At 47.1% G+C, this 26,046-nt stretch carries 22 protein-coding genes; 14 read left to right on the top strand and 8 right to left on the bottom strand.

All coding sequences use genetic code 11. The features are described 5' to 3' along the window. Window positions 1–94: 94 nt before the first annotated feature. Window positions 95–1,198 (bottom strand): histidinol-phosphate transaminase, encoded by a 1,104-nt coding sequence (gene hisC / locus EHQ17_RS08300; RefSeq protein WP_135594901.1) that lies wholly within the window; start codon window positions 1,196–1,198, stop codon window positions 95–97. Window positions 1,199–1,319: 121 nt separating this feature from the next. Between hisC and EHQ17_RS19765 the strand changes: the two genes are divergently transcribed. Continuing rightward, on the top strand, window positions 1,320–1,526 hold the full coding sequence (locus EHQ17_RS19765) for a hypothetical protein (RefSeq protein WP_135594903.1): 207 nt from the start codon (window positions 1,320–1,322) through the stop codon (window positions 1,524–1,526). A gap of 1 nt (window position 1,527) precedes the next feature. Here the strand turns inward: EHQ17_RS19765 and EHQ17_RS08295 are convergent, their stop codons facing one another. The 3 genes from EHQ17_RS08295 to EHQ17_RS08285 form a co-directional block, all read right to left on the bottom strand. Continuing rightward, complete coding sequence (locus EHQ17_RS08295) at window positions 1,528–2,673, bottom strand: M48 family metallopeptidase (RefSeq protein ID WP_135594905.1); 1,146 nt, start codon at window positions 2,671–2,673, stop codon at window positions 1,528–1,530. Window positions 2,674–2,675: 2 nt separating this feature from the next. Continuing rightward, window positions 2,676–3,632, bottom strand: a complete 957-nt coding sequence (locus EHQ17_RS08290) for a YjgN family protein (RefSeq protein ID WP_135594907.1) — start codon at window positions 3,630–3,632, stop codon at window positions 2,676–2,678. 100 nt (window positions 3,633–3,732) lie between these two features. Then, a complete protein-coding gene (locus EHQ17_RS08285) occupies window positions 3,733–5,343 on the bottom strand; it encodes a peroxidase family protein (RefSeq protein WP_135594909.1) in 1,611 nt (536 codons plus the stop codon). Window positions 5,344–5,607: 264 nt separating this feature from the next. Between EHQ17_RS08285 and EHQ17_RS08280 the strand changes: the two genes are divergently transcribed. Beyond that, complete coding sequence (locus EHQ17_RS08280; protein WP_135594911.1) at window positions 5,608–7,317, top strand: EAL domain-containing protein; 1,710 nt, start codon at window positions 5,608–5,610, stop codon at window positions 7,315–7,317. A gap of 111 nt (window positions 7,318–7,428) precedes the next feature. Next, window positions 7,429–7,818 carry a response regulator gene (locus EHQ17_RS08275; protein ID WP_100746788.1) on the top strand — a complete coding sequence of 130 codons (390 nt, stop codon included), beginning with the start codon at window positions 7,429–7,431 and terminating at the stop codon, window positions 7,816–7,818. Here EHQ17_RS08275 and EHQ17_RS08270 read toward each other — a convergent pair. After that, window positions 7,807–11,499 (bottom strand): PAS domain S-box protein, encoded by a 3,693-nt coding sequence (locus EHQ17_RS08270; protein ID WP_135594913.1) that lies wholly within the window; start codon window positions 11,497–11,499, stop codon window positions 7,807–7,809. The two genes, EHQ17_RS08275 and EHQ17_RS08270, sit on opposite strands and share 12 nt — an antisense overlap. Before the next feature lie 580 nt (window positions 11,500–12,079). Between EHQ17_RS08270 and EHQ17_RS08265 the strand changes: the two genes are divergently transcribed. The 3 genes from EHQ17_RS08265 (at window position 12,080) to EHQ17_RS08255 (ending at window position 16,261) form a co-directional block, all read left to right on the top strand. Then, window positions 12,080–13,624 (top strand): LA_0442/LA_0875 N-terminal domain-containing protein, encoded by a 1,545-nt coding sequence (locus tag EHQ17_RS08265; RefSeq protein WP_135594915.1) that lies wholly within the window; start codon window positions 12,080–12,082, stop codon window positions 13,622–13,624. 23 nt (window positions 13,625–13,647) lie between these two features. Then, window positions 13,648–15,723 (top strand): methyl-accepting chemotaxis protein, encoded by a 2,076-nt coding sequence (locus tag EHQ17_RS08260; RefSeq protein ID WP_135594917.1) that lies wholly within the window; start codon window positions 13,648–13,650, stop codon window positions 15,721–15,723. Between the two features lie 130 nt (window positions 15,724–15,853). Further along, window positions 15,854–16,261 carry a hypothetical protein gene (locus EHQ17_RS08255; protein ID WP_135594919.1) on the top strand — a complete coding sequence of 136 codons (408 nt, stop codon included), beginning with the start codon at window positions 15,854–15,856 and terminating at the stop codon, window positions 16,259–16,261. On the opposite strand, the gene EHQ17_RS08250 is transcribed toward EHQ17_RS08255, so the two are convergent. Further along, window positions 16,251–17,282, bottom strand: a complete 1,032-nt coding sequence (locus EHQ17_RS08250; RefSeq protein WP_135594921.1) for a hypothetical protein — start codon at window positions 17,280–17,282, stop codon at window positions 16,251–16,253. The two genes, EHQ17_RS08255 and EHQ17_RS08250, sit on opposite strands and share 11 nt — an antisense overlap. Before the next feature lie 156 nt (window positions 17,283–17,438). Between EHQ17_RS08250 and EHQ17_RS08245 the strand changes: the two genes are divergently transcribed. From EHQ17_RS08245 to EHQ17_RS08230, 4 genes are all read left to right on the top strand, one after another. Further along, window positions 17,439–17,789, top strand: a complete 351-nt coding sequence (locus tag EHQ17_RS08245) for a hypothetical protein (protein WP_135594923.1) — start codon at window positions 17,439–17,441, stop codon at window positions 17,787–17,789. After that, window positions 17,764–19,146, top strand: coding sequence for a PP2C family protein-serine/threonine phosphatase (locus EHQ17_RS08240; RefSeq protein ID WP_135594925.1), 1,383 nt, complete (start codon window positions 17,764–17,766; stop codon window positions 19,144–19,146). The genes EHQ17_RS08245 and EHQ17_RS08240 overlap by 26 nt, the downstream gene beginning before the upstream one ends. A gap of 8 nt (window positions 19,147–19,154) precedes the next feature. Further along, window positions 19,155–19,928, top strand: coding sequence for an enoyl-CoA hydratase-related protein (locus tag EHQ17_RS08235; protein WP_135594927.1), 774 nt, complete (start codon window positions 19,155–19,157; stop codon window positions 19,926–19,928). Window positions 19,929–20,251: 323 nt separating this feature from the next. Beyond that, entirely contained in the window at window positions 20,252–20,704 is a 453-nt protein-coding gene (locus EHQ17_RS08230) for a DUF192 domain-containing protein (RefSeq protein WP_135594929.1), read from the top strand. A gap of 83 nt (window positions 20,705–20,787) precedes the next feature. Here the strand turns inward: EHQ17_RS08230 and EHQ17_RS08225 are convergent, their stop codons facing one another. Then, window positions 20,788–21,393 carry a DUF3332 family protein gene (locus EHQ17_RS08225; RefSeq protein WP_135594931.1) on the bottom strand — a complete coding sequence of 202 codons (606 nt, stop codon included), beginning with the start codon at window positions 21,391–21,393 and terminating at the stop codon, window positions 20,788–20,790. A 174-nt stretch (window positions 21,394–21,567) separates the two neighbouring features. Between EHQ17_RS08225 and EHQ17_RS08220 the strand changes: the two genes are divergently transcribed. The 4 genes from EHQ17_RS08220 to EHQ17_RS08205 all read left to right on the top strand — a co-directional run bounded on the left by EHQ17_RS08220 (window position 21,568) and on the right by EHQ17_RS08205 (window position 24,792). Next, on the top strand, window positions 21,568–23,022 hold the full coding sequence (locus EHQ17_RS08220; protein ID WP_135594933.1) for an MBOAT family O-acyltransferase: 1,455 nt from the start codon (window positions 21,568–21,570) through the stop codon (window positions 23,020–23,022). A gap of 151 nt (window positions 23,023–23,173) precedes the next feature. After that, window positions 23,174–23,533, top strand: a complete 360-nt coding sequence (locus EHQ17_RS08215; RefSeq protein WP_135594935.1) for a PilZ domain-containing protein — start codon at window positions 23,174–23,176, stop codon at window positions 23,531–23,533. A gap of 81 nt (window positions 23,534–23,614) precedes the next feature. Next, on the top strand, window positions 23,615–24,217 hold the full coding sequence (locus EHQ17_RS08210; RefSeq protein ID WP_135594937.1) for an RNA polymerase sigma factor: 603 nt from the start codon (window positions 23,615–23,617) through the stop codon (window positions 24,215–24,217). Between the two features lie 5 nt (window positions 24,218–24,222). Next, a complete protein-coding gene (locus tag EHQ17_RS08205) occupies window positions 24,223–24,792 on the top strand; it encodes an LIMLP_12425 family protein (RefSeq protein WP_135594939.1) in 570 nt (189 codons plus the stop codon). A 249-nt stretch (window positions 24,793–25,041) separates the two neighbouring features. On the opposite strand, the gene EHQ17_RS08200 is transcribed toward EHQ17_RS08205, so the two are convergent. Further along, entirely contained in the window at window positions 25,042–25,983 is a 942-nt protein-coding gene (locus tag EHQ17_RS08200; protein ID WP_135594942.1) for a tetratricopeptide repeat protein, read from the bottom strand. Between the last annotated feature and the right edge of the window lie 63 nt (window positions 25,984–26,046).

Below are 26,046 nucleotides of genomic sequence, written 5' to 3'. Positions count from 1 at the left end.
CGGATCCGAAACGTTTTGCGATTTTGAAACCGCTTCGGAGGAATTTATGGAAGTTGCGGAAACGGATTTTTCGCGAAGAAAAAACTTTTTCCGTTTACGCGAATTCCTTCGTGAGAGCTTCCAAAACACGATCGTTTTGTTCCGGTCTTCCGATCGTGATACGGATCGCGTTGAGGTCGTAACTTTTCAGATCCCGCAAGATGATTCCTTGACGCAACAAGGAACGGCAGATCTCCTCTGAGGTTTTTCCGTTTTTTCTCGCGAACAATGTTATAAAATTCGCATACGAATCGATCCAAGTCAAATCTTGTTCCCGTGCGAACGTTTCGTAGCGGTTCATTTGTGCGAGATTGTTTTCGAGATAAAATTCCACGTGCTCCGGACGACACAAAGCCTCGGTAGCTGCCAACGCTGATAGATTGGCGACGCTAAAAGGAGGGCGCATCTTGTATAAGTTACGAATCAATTCCGCGTTTCCGATTCCGTATCCGATCCTCATTCCCCCCAATCCGTAGACTTTGGAAAATGTACCTACGTACAAGACGTTTGGAAAACGGTCGGTAAGTTGGCGGGGAGAAAGCAATTTTTCCGGATCCTTTTTTGCGGCGAATTCCATGTAAGCGCCGTCGATGACGACTAACGTGTTCGGGGAGAGTTGCTCCAAAAATCCGTAGACGTCCGTTTTCGATAGGGCGTCTCCGGCGGGGTTGGAAGGAGTGCACAAAAAAATTATCTTAGGTTTGTGAAGTTTCGAGAGTTCTAAAAACGCGTTCAAATCGTGGGGAAGCGTTTCGGTGGAATGGATTTTGGCGCCGCATTGTAACGAGTAGATCTTATACATCGCAAAGGTGACCCGATTGATGAGAACCGGATCGCCCGGAAGTAGCACGGAACGACACGCAAAATCCAAAACCTGATCGCTTCCGTTTCCCGGTAGGATCCGTTCGGGGGTCACTTCGAATTTCCGCGCGAGTTCGTTTTTTAGTTCCAGATACGAATCGTCCGGATAAAGATACATCTGCGACGCGGCTGCGCGCACCCGTTCTGCGACGTGTTCCGAACATCCGAACGGATTTTCGTTCGAACCGAGTTTGATCACGTCTTCGGGACGGATTCCGAATTCACGTACTACGAGTTCGATCGGTTTTCCCGCTTCGTAACTTTTTAGTGAGCCCAATACAGGGTGAAACTGAATCATCTTCTCCCATGGTTTTTTCAGGAAATTTTTTGGGAACCGATTTAAGAATAAAACTTCCGTCGCGTTTCGGAAAAGTGCGGAGCTCCGTTGGATCGGAACGTTTTTTTTCCTCCAATCTCCAATGTTTCGATCCGAAGAATTCGAAGGAAAGGGGAAAGAGATGAAGTTTTTCGATCTGGCGGAAGCGGCCGAAGAAAATGATACGGATTTTTCGGAAGACGGCAAAACCGGCGAGGTCTTGCTCGAAGAAATCCTAAGATCCTTCGAACGATTCGACCGGGAGTTGGGGGAGCTGATTTCCGAATATTTACCTTCGGATCAGAAATAATTTAATTACAAATTTCGCGGATCGTTTTCCAGCGATCGATGCGAATCCGTTTCGTTCCCATTTTCGTTTTTTTGGAATATTCCTTGGCGGTTTCTATCCTTTTTTTATTGTCCGGGTGTGTGCTGAACCAATCGAGTATTTTGGCGGCGTTCCATTTTGATTCGTTTTCCTTTTTGTGCTCGTCGGATGGAGTTTCCCTTTTGCCGAGTTTGTCTTCCTCTCTTTGGAAAAAGTCCACGAATCCTCCGATTCCCAATCCGGATTTTTTGAGCCGCTCAAACGCGTAAAGGTCCGCTTCCTCTTCGAACTCCCTCGAATATCTTAGGATCGCGAGAGTGTTCGCGATTTCGGATAACGTTTCCAGTGTGTCTATGTCGGTGAACCCGATTCCCACCGAAAGTTTGATGACGATTGAAATTCCCAAGATGCGGATGAGTTGCCGGATCCCATGCCTTTTTTCCACGTGGGCTATTTCGTGGGCGAGAACGGCCGCGATTTCGTCCGGGCTTTCGGATTCCTCCAATAGTCCTGAAAATAGATAAATCGTTCCTCCCGGCAGGGCGAAGGCGTTGACCTCGGAACTTTTTAGAACCGAGATCGTATATCGTTCCCGATCTTTGGGACGTAAGACCGCTTCCGTAATGGGACGTAGTCCCCGTTTTAATTTTGGATTTTTACATTCCGGATATTCCGTTTCAAACCGTTTGGACAACAGTTCTCCGAGCGACCGGTCCACGGTCTCCGGTACGAATACGTAGGTTCTGTCCAATTTGACCACGAGAAGATATCCGATTCCCAGAGCGGGGATTGCGGCTAACAGAATCTGTACGAGTACGGGCAACAACAAAAACCGTTTGAACCAACCCGAGGCTCCTTGTCCGAAGGTTTTTTTTCGGAATGTCCGGATTTTCTCCGCGGTTTCCTCGGATTCGAACGTTAGTATATAATCGTTGTTAGTTTCTTTTGGATCGTCGAATTGAAGTCTGTACGCCTCTCCCAATTTTTCCAAGGAGCGGAGATGTTTATAAGAAAAATGGAATGTTTGCGGGTCGGTTCCTTGTGTGACGAAACGTAGGTTCCCGGCTTCCGGAAAAAGCGTCCCCTCGTAAGGAGACGCCGTTTTTCCGTCGTAGAGACGGTCGGTCATGTTTAGCCGCCGAAGACTGAGTTGAAGGCTTCTCCCGCTTCTTGGATTCCGTCGGCGAGTGCGCTGGCTCCGGGGTCCTTGACGCTGCGGATCGAAGCAAGGTCGGGCGAGTTTTCCAAAGAGAGGGATTGTACGATCATTCGGAGAGAACGCAGATACGCCCAGGGAATTCCGATTCCCAACGTGAACAGTATCAACGCGGTCGATACGAACGCGTTCCAAAGTAAGGTCCCTCCTTTGAGATCGGAGCGGAAGGATATTCCCTGAAATTTGACGCGGTTCCAGTAGTAGTTGTGCAGGTTGGCTCCCAACCAAAAACTATAAATTCCCGCTGTGGGAATCAAAAGAAGAATCCCTTTGAGATAAATTTTGAACAGTTCCTTTCCCTGTCCTTCGTAACTGAAATCCGCGTTGCCCAAGTGCGTGTGTGCCGTAAAAAATCGATCCAACTTGTTGGAAAACCAAGCGGAATAAATTCCGAACGTGATCGCGGACAGGAACGCTCCGGGAATGAAAATTTTCAACAACTCGGTTACGCTTCCCGTAAACCGGAAACGCACGTTGTTAAACGAAGTCCTGCTGAGAAAATATCTTCTGGATCCGATCGAAAGATACGGGATCACACATAAAAATCCAGCGTAAACCGAGAGGGTCACTACGACCACCGCTGCGGTTCCGATTTGGAAAGCCAGCCAATAGATTCCGGCGAGGAGCGCGGCGACGGCGAGTACGATTCCGATTCCTTTGACAAAACCGATAAAATTCTCCTTACCCGTTCCGTGATAGTCGAAACGTTGTCCTTGGAACGACACGTGACGGAAAAGATATTTCTGCGTGTTCACCTTGGCCCAGAAATAGTAGATTCCGATCGTGATGATCGTAAAAAATATGTTCTTCAAATAGATGAGAAAGAGTTCCTCTCCTTTTGCATCGACGGCAAAACGATTTTCGGTTTGCATTTGTTTTCCTCGTTATTTCAGTTTCATTGGGTCGAAGGGGATAGAAGCAGCACGGTAGAGTCTGTTCGAATTCGTTCAAGAAAAAAATTTCCGAAGATTTCTAAGAAACGAGTTTTAGATACGTCTTCGTAAAGTCCTCGAAAAACCGATTCTGATTGAGCGCGTATTCCAATACGAGAGCCCTGGATTCGTCGTTTTTGAGGAGTTCCCGATCGTTCGGTATCAACAAAGGTCCTTCCAAACCTGCCTTTAACAACACGTGAAAGTAACTGTTGTCGAAATAATACGGATTTGCCGTAAAGGATTCTCCGCCTAACCATCCTATGGTGCGCGCTCCGGAGATCGCGACCAAGTCGCGGACATTCAGTTTCATTCGGTCCAAACAGGGAAGTTGATCCTTTTGGCTTTGCATTCCCAAGGGTAGAATCTGTTCGATTTCCGCGTATGTTTCGTCCTTTCTTCCCGGTAGGATCGGAATCCTAGGGCCGCCCGATTTTTCCAACGCGACCGCTCCCGCGAGAGCCAAAAAATCGGCCAAGGAAAATTCGGTTCCGTTTTTTTCGTTGAAGTCGAATCTGGACCGAAGCAGTCGATCGAGGTTCGACTTCAAATCCTCGTTCTCGGGTAAAGAACGAAACGCGTCAAAGGACGCCGCGGCCTTGAGTCCCAGCCAGTTCCGTTGCGAATCGAAAAGACAAGCCGAGTGATACACGAGTTTGAGCCAGCTTCCTGTTTCACGGACGAGGACGGTTTTTCTGAGTTGATTTCGAGCCTCTTCCCATACGTTGACGCTGGCCTTGTTTAGGATTTCCTTGATCTCGTAGAGTTTGTATTCTCCCGTTTTTCCCTTGAGTTTCGCGGAAAAAACCCTGCCCTTTGTTACCCGGTCGCGGATCGGTGTGTATAAGGATTCTGAAACGAGTACGGTCGCTCCGGCCTTCTTCGTTTTCGATTCGATCCTGCTGGCCATGTTCACAGAATCTCCGATCGCCGTATAAGACATGTTAGCCGGATGTCCCAGTTGTCCTAATATGCAGGTTCCGTAATGTACTCCCACGCCGATCCGGAACGTTATGTGAAAGTGGGATTTCAGATATTCGTTCAGGGAATACAACTCCAGTTCCATTTCCTTCGCGGCGCGTAAAGCGGAGATACAAACTTCCTCCGCGGAACCTCCTTCCGTTCCGAACAGAGCCATTAGCCCGTCTCCGATGTATTTGTCTATCGTCCCTCCGTGTTTTAAGACGATATCGCCCATCTTATAAAAGTAACGGTTGAGTATGTGGATCACGTCGTAGGGAAGGTGCGATTCCGAGAAGGAGGTGAAGTCGCGTATGTCGCTGAAAAGGATCGCTATGTCCTTCTCTTCACCGGAGACTTCCGCGGAGCCGGCGATGGTGAGGTTGTAATCTTCGTCGTCCAACACGATTCTGCGGACTCTCACATCGCCTTGAACCTTCGCTTGGCATGCGAGTCGCACCGACTCCGGAAATCCTTTCTTTTGCGATAGTTCCTTTTCCTTTTGTTCCGGAGCGGAAAGATGGGACGGATTTTCCAAAACCAACACGCGGCAAGTGGAACAACGCGCGTTTCCTCCGCAGGCGTGTGTATGAGGAATCGAGTTTTCTAAACTGATTTGCAGCAGGCTCTTGGGAGCGGAACTTTCAGGTAAACTAATTTCTTTTTCGTTTTCAAAATTTACTAAAATCATAAAACCTTCCGGAAGAATCGGAGATATCAAAAAAATAATTGGCGTCTGAGAAGGAAGAATACAATTACAAACCCCGCTGTCAATTGAAGAACTACGATCTTGTTCCCGCACGGGACGAAGTTCGTAACGAAGGACTAACACGGTTTTGCGGGCATGCGGAAAAACGTTCCGCACCGGATCTCCGAAATCGAAACGACGCGGGCGCGTGAACGAGAACGGCGGTCGAATTTCGAAGATCCTCGAAATAAGTTTGGTACGATGCGAATGAATGAATGGGAAAAACCATCCGACAAAAACCGAGAATCGAATCCGGTGATACTGCTCGTGGACGACGAACAGATCATTCTCCGCGGCTTGAAGGAGCAACTCAAACTCGCCTTCGGCAACGAATTCGATATCGAGACCGCGGAGGACGCGGAGTCGGCCTGGGAAATTCTCGAGGAATACATTTCCGAAGGGATCGATGTCCCGGTAGTGGTTTGCGATCAAGTGATGCCCGGGGTTAAAGGCGACGAACTTCTGATTCGGATCCATAAAAAACGTCCGGAAATCCGCAAGATCATGCTTACCGGTCAAGCCTCCGCGGACGCGGTCGGAAACGCGCTCAATCACGCCGACTTGTATCGTTATCTTTCGAAACCCTGGGATTCCAACGATTTGATTTTGACGATCCGGGAAGCGATCAAGTCGTATTTTCGGGACGTTTCGCTTTCGGAGCTCAATCGTAGATTGGAGAACACTTTGTTTTTCGATCGGGAAACGGGGCTTCCCAATCTGGAAAGTCTACGGAAGATTTTGGAAGAACTGGAAAGCGTAGGAACCCCTTCCACGTTAGCCGTCATTCGAATCGAATCGTCCACCGCGACGACCCATCATTTCGGAGTCGGCGTGTATCAGAAGGTTCTGCATCGGTTTCTCGGTTCTCTTTCCGTTTTTTTGGGAACTTCGGGCGCGGTTTTCCATCTGTATCAGGACGAGGTCGCGGTTTTGTCCAACGTGAACGAGGAGGAATTTTATTCTCTTTTACTCGCGTTTCGAATCCTGCTTCGATCCGAATACGTGGAGGCGGAGGGAATTTCCTTCCGGATGAACGTGTCCGTCGGAATCGCCACGGACGTTTTCTCCCTATACTACAAGGCTCGGATCGCGATGATACACGCGTCTCAGAATTCCGAATCGGAACCGATACGTTATTCCAACTCTATGGAAGAGGAAAATCAGTATCGTATCAACCTGATTCTGGGACGAAAATTGAACGAAGCGATCAATGCGGGCAACGTGATTCCTTTTTTCCAGGGAATCTACGACAACCAACTCGATAAGATTACGAAATTTGAATGTCTTGCGAGGATTCAGGAAGGGGATCGAATCTATTCCCCCGCGAGTTTTATCGCGATCGCCAGGTCCACGGGTATCATTCGTCTTCTGACTCCGATCATGATCGAAAAGTCGCTCCGCTATTTCTCCCGTTATCCGGATTTTTCCCTTTCGGTCAACATCTCGGAATCCGATCTGGAAAAAAAGGGATTCGCAGTGTGGGTAGTCAGTCGGCTACAACACTACGGAATCGCACCCGAACGCCTGACTTTGGAGATTTTGGAAACGGATCGTCTTCACGGAGCGGAACGAGGTTTGGAAACGTTGCGCGATTTGAAGGAATGCGGTTGTAAGATCGCGATCGACGACTTCGGAGTCGATCAATCCAACTTCGAAAGACTCATGAAGATCGATCCGGACTTCATCAAAATCGACGGAAAGTTCATCCAGGGAATCCATCTCAACAAAACGCCTTATCTATTGACTTCCGCTATGACGGAAATGTCGCATAGGATCGGCGCAAAGGTGATCGCGGAATTCGTGTCCGAAAAGGACGAATTCGACACCGTTCGATCTTTGGGGATCGAATATTCACAGGGTTATTACATCATGCAACCTTCCGCGGAAATTCTTCCGATCCCGGAAATTATAGTTTGAGTCGGATGGTTTTTTTCAAAATTGACTTGCCATTATTTTTTTTCCAAATACTGTAACGCCTTGCGTTTTTTGTTAATTCGACAAGTCGAATAAATAGGTGAGTGATTTAAGTTGGATAAGGCGATTCTTTTCGTAGACGACGAGGCATTGATCCTCATGAGTATGAAATCCCAGGTCAAACGGCATTTGGGGGACGGATATCGTTATGAAACCGCCCTGGACGCAGGAGAGGCTTGGCAGATCATCGAGGAGTTGGTGCACGAAGACGTGCGGATTCTGGTCATCATTTCGGACTGGTTGATGCCGAACGTCAAAGGCGACGAATTTCTCAGACAGGTCCACAGTAAATATCCGGACATTCAGAAAGTGATCGTGACCGGTCACGCGGACGATTCCTCTATTGAAGCGTTGAAAAAAGAGATCAATCTACGCTCCTATCTCAAAAAACCTTGGGACGAACGCGAGCTCGTTTCCACGATCACCACGGCCTTACAAAGTTGAACGTCGTGTTTCTAATACGATCGGAATGTAGATCTTAAACGAGGTTCTTCCCGGTTCGCTTTCCAATTCTATTTTTCCTTCGTGTTTTTGTACGATCTTCTTCACGATGTCCAATCCTAGTCCGCTTCCTTCTCCCGGTGCCTTGGTGGTGAAAAACGGTTCGAAAATCCTCTCCTGGATTTCCTTAGGAATTCCAGGTCCGTTGTCCCGGACTTCCACCATCAGTTCTTTTTCCAATTTTTTTAAACGGATCAGAATCGAACCTTTGAACTGCATCGCCTGTAGGGAATTGTAGATGAGATTGGTCCAGATATGAAGTAGGTCGTCGGGAAAACAAAGAACCGCGGGAACATCCTCGAATTCCTTCTGCAAGTCCACGCCTTTTTTCAATTGGTTTTGATAGATAGTCAGTACGGTTTCTATGGTTTCTTTCACCGACGCGAGCGTCCTTTCTCCGCCGATGTCGAAGTGGGAGAAGTTTTTGAGTGCGTATAAAATCTTAGAGATGCGGTCGATGGCGATTCGGATCGTTTTAGTGTTTCTGAAAAAGAAGGATTCCAAGGACGTATATTCCAGGATCAACGGGGTCTGTTCGAGTACTAAGAGCGGAATGAATCGTTCTGGAAGTTCGCCGATTCCCATGTCCACGAGAGTATCCGCGTAAGAGACCGCGGTTTTCAATGGTATTCGCAAATTTTCTAATATACTTGCGATCGTTTTTTTGCGGTTTCTCTGCTCCATTCCGGTGAAATTTTCTCCGCTGGCTATCGCGGTTTCTATGAGATCGGCGCATAACGTGCGTTTTTCCGGGCCCAAAGAAGTCATCAGAGTTTGAACCTCGGGGAGCAGGCTCCGGAATCTAAATAAACATTCCTGAATGTTCTGACTGGAAGCCTGTACGGCTCCGATCGGATTGTTGATTTCGTGCGCGATTCCCGCCATCAACTGGCCCAACGCGGCCATCTTTTCGGATTGTATGAGTTGGGATTGGGTTTTTTTGAGATTTTCTAGTGTTGTTTCCAGTTCGGATTTTTGGATTTCGATCAATCGATTTCGGACCAGGATTTCGTTGTTTACGATCCTCAATTTTTCCGCCTCCTTAAACGGAGTCGTGTCGATGATATTGATCGAAAAAAACTCCCTTCCTTTATCGAAGAACACCGCATGACTTACGACCGAAGGAAACAGATTCCCGTTTTTCTTTTTTGCGACTACCTCGACCGAGGTTTTGCCTCCGAACACGAATTTTTTTCGAAGCAGGTCCCGCAAGGAATCGCGGGACAGAAGCCGGAGAATGCTGAGATCGGCCGCCTCTTCGGAGGTGTAACCGAAAAGTTTTTGGAAGGCTTGGTTGCTGTCGGAGATTCGGTTCTTTCCCTTTTCCAAAAGTAGAATGGCTTCGTTGGAAAATTGATAAAACGTCTGGAACCGCGTTTCGGATGCTTTGAGCATCTCTTCCGCTTTTTTCTTTTCCGCGACGTCTATCATCGCCCCTAAAATACGATTCGGTTTTCCGTTCGAGTCGAAAAGAAACGCTCCTCTGTCCTCGACGAACGTGTATTCGCCGGACTTGGTTCTGAATCTATACGTGGAACGGAAACGTTCTCCCCGGCTCATCGCGGTTTGCAACGAGGACAATACGAAGGGTAGGTCCTCGGGATGAATCGAACCTTGACAGGTATCCACGGTAAAGTTTTGGAATTCCTCCGGATCGTAACCGGTGATGGAGCGGATGGCGCCGGCCCATTTGATTCGACCGCTCGCGAGATCGTAGTCGTAGACGATACTTCCCGTCTGTTCCGCGACCGTTCTGTATCGTTCTTCGCTTTCCCGCAGATCCCTTTCTTTGAGGACTTGGTTGGTGATGTCCGTGATCATAAACGCAAGCGATTGGATTTCGCCGTTTTGATTTTTGACGGGCGCGCCGTTTACGGAAAGAAACCGTTTCTCTCCGTTCTCCGCGGTGATCGAATGACGTATGTCGTAGACCGGTTTTCCGGTTTTGAGCACCTGCGTAAACGGTTGGTCCTCTTCCTTCCATTCTTCTCCGTCGATGGAAGCGGATTTCCATTCGGGAGAATCGTAATTTCTGGATACGATCTCCTCCGGTCGGATTCCTAGGATCGTTTCCGAACTCGGATTGGCGTAGAGGATTTTTCCTTCGGGATTCAACACCACGACCGCGGTTGGAGTGTTCTCCATGATGGACGAGAATAAATCGCGTTCCTGTTTTAGTTCCTCTTCCACCCGTTTCCGTTCGAGCGCGTTGATGATGATTTCGGCGAAATTTTCGAGGAGCTGATTTTCCAGACGGTCCAGATCCTTTTCTTTGGAAGAGGTTTTTTCGCTTCCGCCGAATCCCAATCTTCCCTTCAGTTTGCCTCCGATCAACAAGGGAACCGCGATGTAGGTTTGGGTTCCGTTCCGCAACAGATGTTCCCGATCGGATTTGGCGTTTCGCGGAAGATCGTCGATCGAGTTTATCTTGGCGATACGTCCCGTTTTCATCACGGACGTGAAAAAACTCATAGGATCGATCGGTTCCCTGCGGCCCAGATAACTCGTTTTGATCTCCGAATCGGGATGAATCCATTCATACGCGATCACTCGTTCCGTACAGTCTTCGTTGTAGAAGGCGATGACGGCCCGGTTCATAGACAAAAAACGGCCCGATTTTTCGATGCCGTTGCGGATCGTATTTTCTATTTCGGAGGAGGGAAGATTGATGATGTTTCTGGAAACTTCCGTCGCGATCGTTTCGAATCCGAGTCGGAACTGAAGAAGTCTTTCGTTCTTCCTTTTTTCGCTCACGTCCATGACCGAACCGATGATCTTTACGATTTTTCCGTTTTCGCCTCGTATCAGTTCGCTCTGATTGAGTAGGACTTTCGTTTTTCCGCTTTCAGTAGAGATTCTATATTCTATTTCACGAATATAATCGTTTATTAATGCTTCTTCGAAATAGGATATCACCCTTTCCCGGTCTTCCGGGTGTATTCTGTCGAAGGCGTAAATGCCCCGGGAGGTTAGTTCCTTTCTTTCGTAGATTTCGGCGAGTTGTTCGGAGACGTTCATCGTGGAATCGGAGAGGTCGTATTCCCAGGAACCGAGTCCGGACAATTTTTGAAAACGGGAAAGAGTCGCCTTTTTTTCGGTAAGTTCGAGTTCGAACTTTCGTTTTTCCTCCGATCCTTTTTCGTATCCTTTCGTTTCGTAACATCGGGCTTGGACGAGTTCGGGGAAATTCGGATCGGGGTCCAATTCGATTCGTAAGGGAAATATTTTTCCGGATTTCGAAAGTAAGATCCAAGGAAAAACCGCCGATTCGCCCTGTGAAACCCGGGCCAGCGTTTCGGCCCAAAATTCTTCGTTACGATTGGAATCAAAACGAAACGAAAGATCCGTCGGTCGCATACGGTTCAGGGTTTCGGAGTCGTATTCCAATCGGGTTTGGATTTCTCGGGAGACGGATCGAAGACAGAGAGTTTCCAGATCGACGCAAAAACGACCGATCCATTCGTCGGAGTGCGAGGACGCGACGGTTTTATTTTTAAATACGGAGGTTTCGAAATCCTGCGCGGACGTTCGATCCCGACGGATACGTTCCAGAATCCGATTTCGTATTTCGGAAACGTCATCGACCGAAGTCGATCGTTCTCTGTTTTTCTGTTCCTGATCCATATTTCCTACAACGGTCTTCGAAGAAGTTCAAAGATTTTGGTTTATAACTTGATACGATATTCCGAAACTACGGTGTCCGATCCTATTCTTTCTCCGTTTTATGTCTTCCACAATCGGTAACACCTGAGTTCGGAATTTTCGTTTTTTACTTCCTTGGTTTCGGTTTCGTAAATCATGAATTATAAAATTAGATTTTACTATATGATTCGGGAATTCCGTTTTCGGATTTCGTTTTTCCATCCTTTCCGTTTTACGTAAATCCCTCCCTTGCGGTCGGTAAAACCGTAGTCCGATTCCATATTCCCGTATTCCGTTTCCGGTTTCGGATGTTTTGTCCAAAAAAAGACGCAAATTTGTCTCAATTCGTTTTGTATGAAAATCTTCCGTGACTTCGTTTTGATAGACGACGGAGTTCCATTTCGTCGAAAGAAAAAGTTTTTTCCGAGTTGATTCTTACTCTTAGTTTTTGTCTTTGTAATTCTCTTCTCGGTTACAACCGGCGGACTTTCCCGATTTTGGAAATTTATTTCCGAACCGGTATGCGAAAAAAGTAAACTATAAAAAGATAAGGTTGAGTATCATGAAGTTAAGAGCGGTGACTTTCGTTTTCTGTGTTTCGTTTTTTTCAGTTTTCTCCCTTGCGGCTGCGGACATAGTCCGTTTAAAAAACGGACTCATCTATCGGGGGAAGGTTCTTTTGGAGGACGACGAAAAAGTCCTTCTCGCGGAGAACGAAGACTTCATCCGATATATCGCCAAAGAAAACGTCGTGAGCGTGATCCTCGAAAAACCTTCGGATAAATCGAAGAACGTTTTTGCGAACGATAAATCTTCCGGTGCCAACTCCAAGTCCGACGGACATTCCGGTCCATATTCCGGAATCGCGACGCCTATCGAACGAGAACCGCCTCATTCTTCCTCTCCCGGCAACGATACCACCGTGGACGTCACACACGAGATCGTTTCGGACTTTATCTGGCGCGGTTTGAGTTTTTCCGGTGAGATGGCAAACCGAAGACGAAACGAAAGTTATCCTTCGACCACTTTCGTTCCTTCCTACCAACCTACGATCAACATCAACACTCCCTTAAAGGGATTTATGATTCAGTTCTGGGGGAATTTCCAAATGACCGAACGCAACGACCGTGACAGCGACGGTCGCTTTCAGTTGTATCCGGGCGGACCTGGCCCCGCGTATCCCGGTCAAGGAAGTCCTTATACTCCGGCCGATCCGGATCTTCAGAACAACAATTGTGTGTTCCAATCACAGGATAACGTGTTGAACGGTACTCCGGGTCTCGGACCTACCTGCGGCGGCTTGACGCCCAAACCGTATAAGGAACAAAACGGTATGAGACGGGCGGACGGTCTATTTTATGCGTTCTATTATACGTTCGAAAAAACGAGTTGGGGTAAGTTTACGGTGGGAACCTGGTTCTACAATACCTTCAACAAAAACCCGGCTTACGCTTCGGCTCCCCTCGGCGGTTACAATTCCCTCGCCGCCCAAGGTGTGGGGAGTTCCAACAACTATTCCAATCAGGTGATCCGTCTCGCTTGGCAGGAATATTATTTCTTTTGGCAGCTTCCGTTCCTTTCGTATCTGACTCCGACGATCTCCTTTTATACGCAGATCAGCGCGGAGAACGCGAGTTTGGCCGCGGGAAAAAACTACCTTTCCCTCTATCTCAGCCACGAATACTTCAGCGATAAGTTTTTCCGGATCACCCCCGCGGTGAACATCGGTTATGCGATGTCCAATAACATCGTGGACAATCGGAACGGAATTCAGGATATCACGAGCAGCTTGACGTTTTATTTCGGTAAATTTTTCATCAAAGGAAACCACGTTTATCGACCCAATTTATACATGTACGACACGGACAACTACTACGGCGCGACAGGGGGATACGTTAACCGAAATACCAAGGACGGTCTGATCGTAGATCCTTCCAAAGTGAACGGTCCGGTGAATCAATACATCCTGGATCAGATCTCCAACAGTTCCCTGATTCCGGACGCTGGAGACGGTTCGTTGCGACAGATGATTCGGGAATCGTATTTGTTGCAGAAAATCCCCGCGCATTTGTTCTGGTTTAGCGTAGGTTTTTCGCACAGTTTTTAAGTTAGGATCAATCAGGAAGATCAATGAGCATACGGTTTAGAATTTCCTTATTTCTCTCACTCGCGCTTTTGGCCGGATCGATCGTGATCACAACCGTGAACACGATCGCGACTTATTTTAAACTTTCGAAGGATATACGGGATTCCTCTTCGCTCGTCGCTTCGCGATACGGTTTCGAAGTCCAGGATTTTTTCGATAAGGCTCTCGGTGGTTTGAGAGGACTGGAGTTTCAACTAACGCATGCAAGGCCGACTCGTGAGGAGACGATCGAAACCCTGAAGGATCTCGCACAATCCGATCCCAATTATTTCGGAGCTTGGTCGGTTTTCGAACCCGGCAAATTCGATTCCAAGGACGCACAATACGTAAACAAATTGGGATACGATTCCACCGGAAGATTCATCCCTTACATCAACAAGGCGGCGGGTGCGGACAAACCTTTGGTGTTGGAGCAGGTGATCTACTACGAAAACCAGGATACGAGCGGATATTTTTACAACGTGCCGAAACGGTCGGGGCTTGATTATATCGCGGATCCGTTTTCGTATCCGGTTTCGGGCCGGGAAATTCTGATGATTTCCGTCGTGAAACCCGTACGACGCGGGGGACAATTCGCGGGAGTCGTGGGAATGGACGTCACGATGGAAAACATGCAGAAGATGTTGGCCCCGATCCGTCCGTATCAAGGAGAGGGTTATATCAGCCTCATTTCTCCGGGGGGATATTATGCGGCGAACGGACAGGATCCGTCCCTGGTCGGAAAAGAAATTCAAGATCCGGAATGGAAAAAAAATATTTTAGAAGGAAGCGTCCATCCGGATCTGCTGACGCTTCACAGGAACGGAGCGACCCACTTTTTTCATTCGTTTTACCTCGGTAGTTACGATAAAAAATGGATCTTGGAAGTGAGCGTTCCCAATTCCATTTTTTGGATCAACCTATCCAAGGTCGTTCTTGAAACCATGATTTCCTCCTTGTTGACGATGGTAATCATAGTACTCGTATTAAATCTAATATTCCAAAAATTGATTACGAACGGCATCAACGCCGCCATTTCCTTTTCCGAGGAGATCGCGTCCGGAAATCTGATCGTAAACAATTCGTACGCGCGCGGGGATGAAATCGGAAAATTGTTGTCTTCCCTCGATCGGATGAAGAACAACCTCAAAAGTATCATTCTGGAAATCAAAGGTTCTTCGGAATCGCTCAATTCAACGTCGGATAAGATGGCGGACGCCTCGCGAAATTTCTACGACGTCGCGCAGGAACAGGCTTCCGCTTCGGAGGAATCCTCCGCCGCGATCGAAGAGTTGGCGGCTTCCGCGGAAAACGTGGGCAAGTCTATGGAAACGGCGATTTCCCATATGAAGGACATCGACGGCAACGTCGTTCTTCTTAAGGAACAGATAGAACGGATCAACGACGAGATGAAATCGCTTTCCTCGTTGGCGGGGGAATCCCAAAAACAAGCCACTACGGGCGAAGGTTCGATGAACCAATCCACGAAGGCGATGGACGAGATCGGCGACAGCGCCTCCCGGATCAACGAGATCCTTTCGATCATAACGGATATCTCCGAAAAGACCAACTTACTCGCGTTAAACGCCGCCATCGAAGCGGCCCGGGCCGGGGAAGCGGGAAAAGGTTTTGCGGTGGTGGCAGAGGAGATTTCGAAACTCGCCTCCCAGACGTCGAACAGCGTGCAGGAAATCGGTCAACTCGTGGATTCGACGAACCGCGCGGTGATGAACGGTACGAGCAAGGTGAAAGAGGCTTCCGACATTCTCGCCAGACTCAGAAGTTCCGTGGATATGTTCGGAGTTTCCGCAAAGACCGTTTTGGAATCCGTGAACACGCAGGAGCGTAACACCGAAAAAATCCATCAAAGCGCGAGTTCTCTGATGACGTTCAGCATTCAAATCGAGGAGGCGGTGCGCGAACAAAAACGCGCCACGGACGAAATCACGAAAACGATCGTAAGCATTTCGGACGGAACCCAAGAGATCGCGAGCGGCGCGGACGACCTCACCGCTTTCTCCGGAAACATGCACACCCAATCCCAGGCTTTGTTACGGCTGATCGATAAGTTTAAGATATGATGCGATCGTCCGTAAAACGAAAGCGGGCGGAAAAGTCCTGGAAGAAACGCGGGATTCGTTTTAGACGATTGTAAATGAGAATATTATAAAACTCTTATTCTTATAGGAAGATTTTTAGATTTAAAAACGTATGTCGGTTTTGTCCAAATTCGTAAACGAGGATCCTAGGAATCTATTTCTGATCGACGGATCGGGGGCCGCGTTTTCCGGATTCGCTTGCGCCGTGGTGTTGGCAGGGTTCGAAAACTTTTTCGGAATCCCGTCCCGGGTCGCGTACGCGCTTTCCGTCGCGGCTTTTTCGTTTTCCGTATATTCGTCGTTCTGTTATTTGCTCAAACCGGAATCGTGGCGGATTTTTTTGAAAACGATCGCCACCGCGAATTTGTCGTATTGTGCGGTGACGGCGTTCGTTTTGTTTTATTACAGAGATACGATCACGTTTTACGGCGCGGCGTATTTCGTTTCCGAAAAGATCGTGGTTGCCTTTTTGGCCTTTCAGGAATTTAGAGTTTCGCGCCTCGGTCGGTCTAACGGTTGAAGATCTTATCCAAAAATTCCCTTTGTTTTTTGCAGCGAGGTTCCACGATCCCGTTTTGCATGACGTATTTCGTTTTACCGTTTTGACGGATCGTAAGACGCCAGATTTTTTTTTGAAGAACGGTATGAACGTAGGAAACGAAGGATTCCGCGAAAAAATCGTCCCCGTTCATCGCGGAATACAATGTGGGAAATGGAGTCGAGGTTAAGGCCGGGTAGATCGATTCCCAATTCGAAGCGAGATCCAAAGGACGGTCCGTATAAAATTTGATCCGTTTGCGTTGCGGAAATCCGGAATCGAGTAGACTTTCCGTTTCGGTGTTCCAGATGCCCGCTGAAAATTCGAACCCGGAAAAATCGCGGTCCCTGTTTCGAAAGTCCGGAACGATCTTTCGTTGAACGGAGATTATATGACCCAACTCGTGGAGAAGGATGTATTCGAGCGCGGCCTCTACGTCGTTGTCCGTTCGTTTTTCTATCTCCACGGCGAGTTCGATTTCTTGGGAACGGAAGGCCGAATTTTCCTTACGAGTGATCCAGTCGTTTGCGTTTCGATTCAACATTCCGGAATCCAGAAAGACGATCCCTCCCACGGGTTCGTTCCTGTCGTAGACGAAACCGGTCACACCTGTGCCGCCTAAGTTTCTGCAAAGAATCACTTTCAAAAGGGATCGATCCAGTACGGAATTCACCGATTCCGGGAGACGACTTCTAACGGCGCGAAGGCGGTCTTTCCAAAGTTCCGGTTCGGTTTCCGGTTCGGGAGAATCCTCGAAGCCGTCGATTTGATTGAGCTCGCGTATGAAATCCCGTTCTACGGAATCCAGTTGGGAAATTCTAGTATCCCAAGTTCCCGTTGTGGAATATCGTTCGGCCTTCGTGATTCGGTGTTCCGAAAATAAATTCGCGTACGGATTATTTCCCATTGGGGACGGTTTACACACTAAGAATACGGAAAAGACGGATACGATCCAAAACGTACGAAAACGTTTTTCCGGGACATACCGGGACAATAATTTCATAGGAAATATTTTTCCAGATTCGGCCCAAAAAGTAAACCTCATTCGTAAATCGGGAATCTCCTAAAAAAATAAGGAAGCGGATCGGAATGGTTTGCGCTATTCCGGGAGAGTTATAACTTTGGATTCGAATCCCCGGCGGGAAACCGAAGAAACGCGATGTTTTATCTCCTACTTCCCGTAGTATTTTTTTCCGTTTTGCCCGTTTTTGCGGAAACCAACCCTTGGAGTCTACCTTTAGGGGAAAGGATCGTGAACCGTAAACACGTGTCGCATATCGTGATCGAATCCAGAACCGATCATTTTCGAGTAACACTTTTGTTAAACGAACGGTTTCCGTATAACTATAAATCGACGGCGGCCTCCTTATTTATACGCGTACGAAACGAAAAAGAAGCGATGGACGTTTCGGAAAAACTGGATCGTTATTTGGAATCCGGCTGGAACATGAAACTTTATCTTTCCGGATCGGAAATCACCCGGTATGACTTGGATAAAACGATTCAATAGATTGCGATCCGGTTTTCTGAATCCCTTCACTTTTTTCGACAGGGAATTCAATTACAGGGAAGCCCAAGCCTGGAAGGATCAGACACGCATCGATCAATCCTTTATCCGTCTCGCCTTTCTGCTTCATTTCACGATGTATCCTACGTTGGCAATTCCGGAAGTGAGAAACTCGGAACGCGGCGTGTTTTATCTGGGAATCATCTTTCTCATAAACGTTATGGGCCTCGTTCTTTCCTTTCAGGAGAAATTTCTTTCCTGGGTCATTCATATCTCCAACTTCGCGATCATCTTTCTGATGATGAATCTGTTCCACGAATCCTTTTTCAATTCCCGCGATCCGGAAAGCCTTCAGATTTATAACAATTTCTTCCTTTTGATCTCCTTGATCGTGATCTTTCAGATGTTTCGTCTTAAAAAAGGATCCTGTTTTTTTACGGGATCGTTGGCGATTCTTCTGCATATTTTTTTCATTTCCTTAAAACGGATCGAACTCGGTTTGGACGATTTTCCGCGTCTTCTTTTTGTGCCTGACGTCGTGTATGCGCTTTGTATCGTCCTCGGAACGTCTTCCGTTATCATCGTAAAACGTCTGATTTCGATCTCCTCCGAACTCGATCTGGAATACAAGTTCATCCAGCAGGATCTTATCGTGGCTAAGCAGGTTCAGGAAAATCTTTTTCCAGGACGTCTTAGTATCAAGGGAATCAAATACGAGGTTATGCGGATTACCCCGAATCATATCGGAGGCGACTTCTTCGACTTCGTCCAACTGCGGGAAGGCAACACGGGAATTTTTCTGACGGACGTCGCCGGACACGGAATCGCCTCTGCGCTCGTCGCGTCTATGGTGAAGATCATGGTTTCAACGATGCCTTATATCCTGAAGGTTCATCCTTCGCGTTTGATGGATTACATCGACGATTCCCTACAACAACAGTTCGAGTCGTATCACGCTTCCGCGGTTTATATGTTTTTGGATTTTATTTCCAAGGAGATCACGTTTGCGAACGCAGGACATCCGTATGTGATTCACGGATCGTTCACACGAGAATTCAACGAGATAGAAACGGTAGGCGCGATTCTCGGTTTCGGAATCAAAAAACCGATCGCGGAACAGATCAAACTTCCCCTCGTATCCAAGGATCGATACTTTTTATACACTGACGGTTTGATAGAAAACGAAAACGAGGATGGAAAACAGCTTGGAACGGAAGGGATTTTAGAAATATTAAACGAAAATCGATCCGAAACGGACCTCGGTGTTTTTAAGGCGAAGGTTCAAAGGGCCGTGGAAAAATTTTTCGGAAACGTAACACTGGAGGACGACACCCTCTTTCTTATCGTGGAAGTGGAGTAAAAAAGAAAATGAGTGAAAAGTTGATTAACGTAACCAAGGAAGGACAAATTGGGATTCTTACGATCCAAAGACCGTCCGCTCTCAACGCTCTCAATCGCGAGGTTTTGACGCAGATCGGAAACGCGGTGGATTCGCTCGAAACGGATAAGGACGTCCGTGTATTGATCGTTACCGGAGAAGGGAAAGCCTTCGTTGCCGGAGCCGACATCGCCGAGATGAAGGATTTAAACGTCGCGCAGGGGCAGGAATTCTCCGCTTTGGGTAATCGCGTATTCCAAAAATTGCATACATCAAGAATCGTTTCCATAGCCGCGATCAACGGTTTTTCGTTGGGCGGAGGAATGGAACTTGCGCTCGCGTGTGATATCCGTGTCGGTTCCGAAAAAGCGAAACTCGGTTTGCCGGAGGTTTCGCTGGGATTGGTTCCCGGCTTCGGTGGAACGCAGAGATTGGCGCGTTTGATCGGATACGGAAGAGCGATCGAACTCGTAACGACCGGCGAAATGATCGGCGCAGAGGAAGGTTATCGGATCGGTATTCTGAACAAGTTGGTGAAGGAAGGCGACGATCTATTAGAATTTTGTAAAACGATTGCCGGCTCGATCCTCAAAAAAGGTCCGCGAGCGATCGCACTCGTAAAAAAGACGATTCAGGAAGGTTTGGACGTATCTTTGCATGCCGGGATTTCGATCGAAGAAAAGGCGTTCGGATCCTGTTTCGACGGAGGTCAATCCAAGGAAGGAATGAGCGCGTTTTTGGAAAAACGTCCCGCCCAATTTTAGGGAAAAGCGAAACCGATTGCGGAGCGACGATCGAAGCGGCTCTCTTTTTTGATTTGTCGTTGTTCCGCCGTTTTTCGTTAAACGCCGCCCCACCCTGAATTGGGTGGAGGAGGAGTGGAGGCGGGAAAACCTTTGCGGCGGATTTTCCCTATCACGAAATTCGACTTTATACAATCGGAATTTTTCCTCGATGTTGGTAGGAACTACGACGGTAAATTCGACCGGAGCTACGAGATGTCCCGGAAAAAAAATTCCAATTCCATTGGGTCCTTTTAACCGATACGATTACGAATAAAAAATCCCCTTCTACAAGGCGAATCAACATGTTCTCGAAACGTTTCCAATTCTTGTTTTTGTTTTTTCTTCTTTCGATTTCGCATAACGTGCAACCGGGAGAACCGGAAAAAATCACCGTTTACGTGGACGATCATCCGTTGCTCGTCGAAGTCGTCAATACTCCCGCGGATCGCGCCAAAGGATTGATGTATCGCAAACGACTCCCCGAAAACGAGGGTATGCTGTTCGTTTTTCCGGAACCGGATTACCTGAGTTTCTGGATGAAAAACACTTGGATTCCGCTCAGTATCGCGTATTTTAACGCGGACCGCAGAATCACCGATTTGCACGACATGAAGCCCAATCAGACCTCGGAATTATATCATTCGAGCGAAAAGGTACTTTATGCTTTGGAAGTGAATCAGGGTTGGTTTGCAAAGAGGAATATCGGAAAATACGGAGTGTTAAAGCTGCCGGATCGAATCAAGAATGCGCGTTAGTCGCGATTGCTTCGAAGGTCCGCCGCGGTAACGAACAGAAGAACGTCGCCGGACGGACAAGGGCGTCTAACGTAATCGGAAAATCAGAGGGATTCCGAAACGAATTTAGCTTCCAGATCGGAGACGGTTTTAGCGTCGATGACTTTGCTGGACTTAAGTTTTCCCTGTTCAGCCATCTTCAAGATCATTTTGGAACCGACGGTTTCGGAAGTCACAACGATCTCCTCGAGTTTTCCGTTTTTCTCGGTATAAAACTTTCCTTTCTCGGAACGAAGCGCGGTTAAGGTCTGCGTTTTACCGTCCTTTTCATGTGCCAGATCCAAACGACTTCCGAAGTTGGAGTAGGTCAGAGTCAGTTTTTCTCCGTTCTCCTCCAGGGTTTTGACGAATTTTCCGTCCTGATCGTATTCGTTCAAGCCGATCGGATTGCTCCCGGACCAGAATTCGATCAGATTGAAAAGGAAGAAGTCGAAAAGTCCTCCGATCAACATCAAAAAACCGAATGGGATATAGAATAGAACGGTCTTGATGATTTTCGCAAGCATCCCGCTTCCGATATTCAAATCGTCGTTTGCGTTGTAAAATTTTCTCAGAACAGCGAACTTGCCGAAACAATTGGAAAAGGATATCAACGTTATCATCGGAATGAGTAAGGCTACGAGGGCTTTACGAAACTTATTTTGTTGCATGAAAATCAACTCCTTGGATCAGATTTTTGAGAATTGAAACCTTCGGCTGAAAATATGCAAGGTTTTTCTTTTTTTAAGAGAGAATTTCGGCTTTTGCGACCGGAGAAGAGAGACCATATTTCCTTGACCGGAGGTCTATGTCGAAAAACATGAGAGGAACCTAAGGAGCGGAATTTGCTTTTTCCAACTTTAGAATTTTTCGTATTTTTCGTTTTCGTCTTTCTGATCTATTGGTACGTTATTCCATTCCTTTTCGGCAAAGACGCGCGCGCTCTTTCCGTCACTCATTATTTTCTTCTGATCGTCAGTTACTATTTTTACATGAGTTGGGATTGGAGATTCGGCGGGCTGATTCTTCTTTCCACCGTGATCGATTTCGTCTTGGCGGCTAAAATCCATTCGTCGTCGAATAAAAACGCCAAGTTCGCTTTGATCACGATCAGTCTCGTTCTCAACCTCGTTTTTATTTTGGGTTTTTTCAAATATTATAATTTTTTTGCGGACTCGCTTAACCTTTTCCTCGGGACGTTCGGTATCAAGAACTCGCTTCCCATTCTCAACATCATTCTACCCGTGGGGATTTCGTTTTATACGTTTCAATCCTTGAGTTATACCATCGACGTGTATCGAGGGCAGATTCAACCGGAAAAAAGTTTTTTAAGATTCGCGTTGTTCGTTTCTTTTTTTCCGCAGCTCGTCGCAGGACCGATCGTCACGGCGAAGACGTTTCTTCCTCAGATGGATACGGTGAAAAATCTCACCGAGATCCAGTTCAGAAAAGCGATCCGCTATTTTATCATGGGCTATTTCAAGAAGGTGGTCTTGTCGGATAATATTTCCCCGATCACGCAGTTGATCTACGCCAATCCCCAAGACTACGGAACCGCCGCTTTGTGGTTGGCGGCGACGTTATTTGCGGTGCAGGTGTACTGCGATTTCAGCGGTTATACGGATATGGCGTATGGAAGCGCGCTTCTTCTCGGTTATGAACTTCCCGAAAACTTCCGTATGCCCTACGTGGCGAGAAGTATCACCGAACACTGGAGACGCTGGCATATGACCTTGTCCACGTGGTTGCGCGATTACGTCTATATCTCGTTAGGTGGAAATCGGGCAGGTATTCTCAGGCATCGATTTAATCTTTGGTTTACGATGTTCGTGGCCGGTTTTTGGCACGGAGCCAACTGGACTTTCGTCCTTTGGGGAGCTTGTCAGGGAACACTTCTCTTGATCGAATCGATTTACGGAAATCTAAAGGACAAATACTTTCCCGAATTCCGTTTATTGCCCGATAAGATTCTCGCTCCGATCCAGATTTTGATCACTAACTTTTTGGTGGTTACCGTAGGGACTAGTTTTCGTGCGGAATCCCTGACCAAGGAATGGATCATGCTGAAACGTATGTTCGTTTATACGGAAGGAGGTTTGAGGCCGTATATGCTGAAAACCGGTATTCCGGTTTTATTATGTATCGCTTTGGGGCAATGGCTCGGTTTTCTTATCTTTGAGAAGAAAAAAAGTTGGGAACCTCCCGTTTGGCTCGAGTTCGCGTTCTATCCGATCGTCGCCGTAGGACTAGCCCTTTTGACTCCCGATTTGGAACTTCCTTTCATTTACTTTCAGTTTTAAGGTTCTTTTTCGGCTAACAACGGATAAACGGTAGGTCCGCTTCCTATTAGGGAATGAAACGTATTTCGGAAAACGAGAAGCGTTGTTAGGCGACTTTCTTCGGGTAAAAACCTTCTCGACAAACCCGTATTCCGCTGTAACCCTGATTTTGATGTCCGGAAACCCCGACCAACAACCGAGAAGTCAAAGATATCATCCGAATTCCTTCGCGGACTATATCATACAAATCGAATTCGGTTTGATAACGCTTCACGCAAAGTTGGGAAACATTTCGGAAACAGGAATCTGTCTCATCTTCAACGGAGAGGATTTGGATCCGATGCAGCCGGTTTGCGGTTGTGTCATCGAGAAACAATCGGAGAAACGTCTCGAATTCGAAGGAGATATCGTTTGGGCCGGTCCGGAAACGATCGATCATAAACTTAAATTCGTTTACGGACTTAGATTTCGAGCCCCTTTGGTTCTTACGGAAACCTTAGTTTTAATCAATCTCTCTTTGCAGGATCTTTGAGCGGGTCGAAGGTTCCAATTTCCGGATTGCCATTTCCGCTTCGTTGGGGATTCTTGAATTAGGAATTCACCTTCTACAAGCATGGACCAAAAACAAATCATCCCTAAAAAACCGACCCTGCGCGAACTGGAAATCGCGTTGTTAAAACGAATTAAGGAAGGGGACGACGAGGCGTATATTCAACTCGTAAATCCGTTCCGGGAAAGATTGTATCGTAAGGCCGTTTCCATGGTGAAAGACGGAGACGACGCGGAAGACATCGTGCAGGATGCGTTGATCTCCGGTTATAGATCGATTCGTAATTTTCGTGCTGAATCGGGGGTTTATACCTGGTTGTATCGGATCGTGGTCAATAAATCCAAGGACTTGTTAGCGAAACGGAAACGAGCTAAAGAGAATTCCATGGACGATAAGGAATATCAGGTTACGGACGATCGGGTCGGGTTCGAAAAAAAAATTGAACTTAGCGACGAGTCCAACTATCTAATTAGCAAAATCAACGAGTTGGAAGATCTCTACAAAGAGGTGATCGAACTCAGATATTTCGAGGAAATGTCCTACGCCGAGATTGCGGAAGTTCTCGGAACCAACGTAGGAACCGTAAAGAGCAGACTCTTTAAGGCGAAAGAATTCCTGAAACATTTGATATTACAAGACGGCAAGGGCGAAGGATACTTCAGGTAATAAAAATGAAACGTTTAGACTCTAAATTTAAGGTGCCTCTGTTTCTCAAACGGGAAGACGGGGATCTTCTGAAAATAGAACATTCTCTGATTAAGACGATGTCCGAATTGCGGAATCAAGAACTTCGTTCTCTTAGAATGAGTGATGATTTTTCTGTCCGATTGAAAAATCAACTGACTCAAATTCGTCCCGAACCGGAAGACGGCTGGTTCAAAATACGGGAATTGGTTTTTGGAAGTCGCGGCTTGCAACTTTCTTTATCGGCGGCATTGGCCCTTGCTCTCGTTTTTGCGGTTTATAATCGTGTTCAATCTTCTTATCTGCCCATTCAATCCGAGCGTTCCGGAACCGTTTTCGGTCAGAACGAAACGGGGTCGTTTCAGGATATTCCTTCTTCCGGAAAATTCGTTTCGGACGGTGACAACGTGTTTTTACGGGAAATTCCTTCCGGACCCGAAGCGAAGAAAACGATCGATTCTCTCCAACGTTATTTCTCGGAAAAAGGGGATTTGCGAACTGCGGAAGAATTGGGAAAAATTTTCGAGCTGACCCAAGGGATTTCTTCGGGCAAATAATTTTTCGAAACGGAATTTTTAGTTGGAAAAGCCTGCCGCCTCGTAAGGGGTTGCAGGCTTTTTTGTGAGAGTTCCCACACAGATTTGTGTTGCCGAGCAAACTTTGTGCGTGGTTTGAGTGTGGTTTTGTGAGAGTTCCCACACAGATTTGTGTTGGCCGGTAAACTTTGTGCGTGGTTTGAGTTTGGTTTTGTGAGAGTTCCCACACAGATTTGTGTTGGCCGGTAAACTTTGCGCGCAGGACTTCGATTACTTACCAATCTTTTGTTGTCTTCTTTGAAAAAACTCAGGATCGACGCTGTCCAAAATACGTCTGGATTCTTGATACATTTCACTGTATTGCATACCCCGAAAGAGATCCAACAGAAGACAAGCGTGTTGCAAAATCCTACACCGAATTTTAAAATCGAACGAATCCTTTCTCGAATTCAGAGTGTCTTTCAGACGAATCAAATTCTGAAACAAGGCTTGCGTTTCTTTTTCCGAATAATTGCGGGTTTCCTCGAAAATGCCGCGCTCCGCCAAAACCACGGGTAAAATTTCCTTCAGATCCGATTCTTCCGGATACGAAGAAAACAAACGTTCCCTCCAAACAAAAATCGGATCGGCTTTGATCACCGAAAGAGGGGCGGAAGTCGGATCCTTGAGAAAGGCTTCCCGAAACAGAATCAGAGCCCTTCTTTCTTCGCCGGTTTGAAACAAGGATTCCGCGCGAAGATACAAAAACTCGGGAGAATTTCTTTCCACCGAAGATGAATAATTAAGAATTTCTAAAGCGTTTCGATAATCCCGAAATCGAATGAGTTCTCGGATCAGACCCAAAAGAGCGGAAGGATCCTGAAAGTGAAGTCCTTCCCGCTGGACCGAAAGTTTGAGTTGTTCTACCGCCTCGGAAAGAATCGCCTCGGAAATACTACGATACGAGGTCGTTCCGGAGAATTTTCGAAGTTCGAACGCGTTCTGGAATTCGGAAAAAGACTGTACCAAAAGATGGCTTCTCTCCCTTCCTTCCCGGGAATTGTGAATCCGATCCAAACGATTGTCCCAATACGACGCCGTAAAAAAACCGGCGACCGCTTCCGGATCCTCCGGATATTCGCTCAAAAGGGAATCGAAGGACTTCTTCGCTTTTTCGAAATCTCCGTCCGAAAGGAATTGATTGGCTTCTTCGAGTTTTCTGGAAAAGGACATGGGGAATGTTGGATGACGCGATATCCGGCGGAAGAACCGCCGGACGAATTTGAATTACGATCC

The sequence above is a fragment of the Leptospira gomenensis genome, from assembly GCF_004770155.1.
Taxonomy (GTDB): domain Bacteria; phylum Spirochaetota; class Leptospiria; order Leptospirales; family Leptospiraceae; genus Leptospira; species Leptospira gomenensis.
The sequence above is the reverse complement of the archived record's forward strand: the minus strand, read 5'-3'. Positions and strand labels throughout refer to the sequence as shown.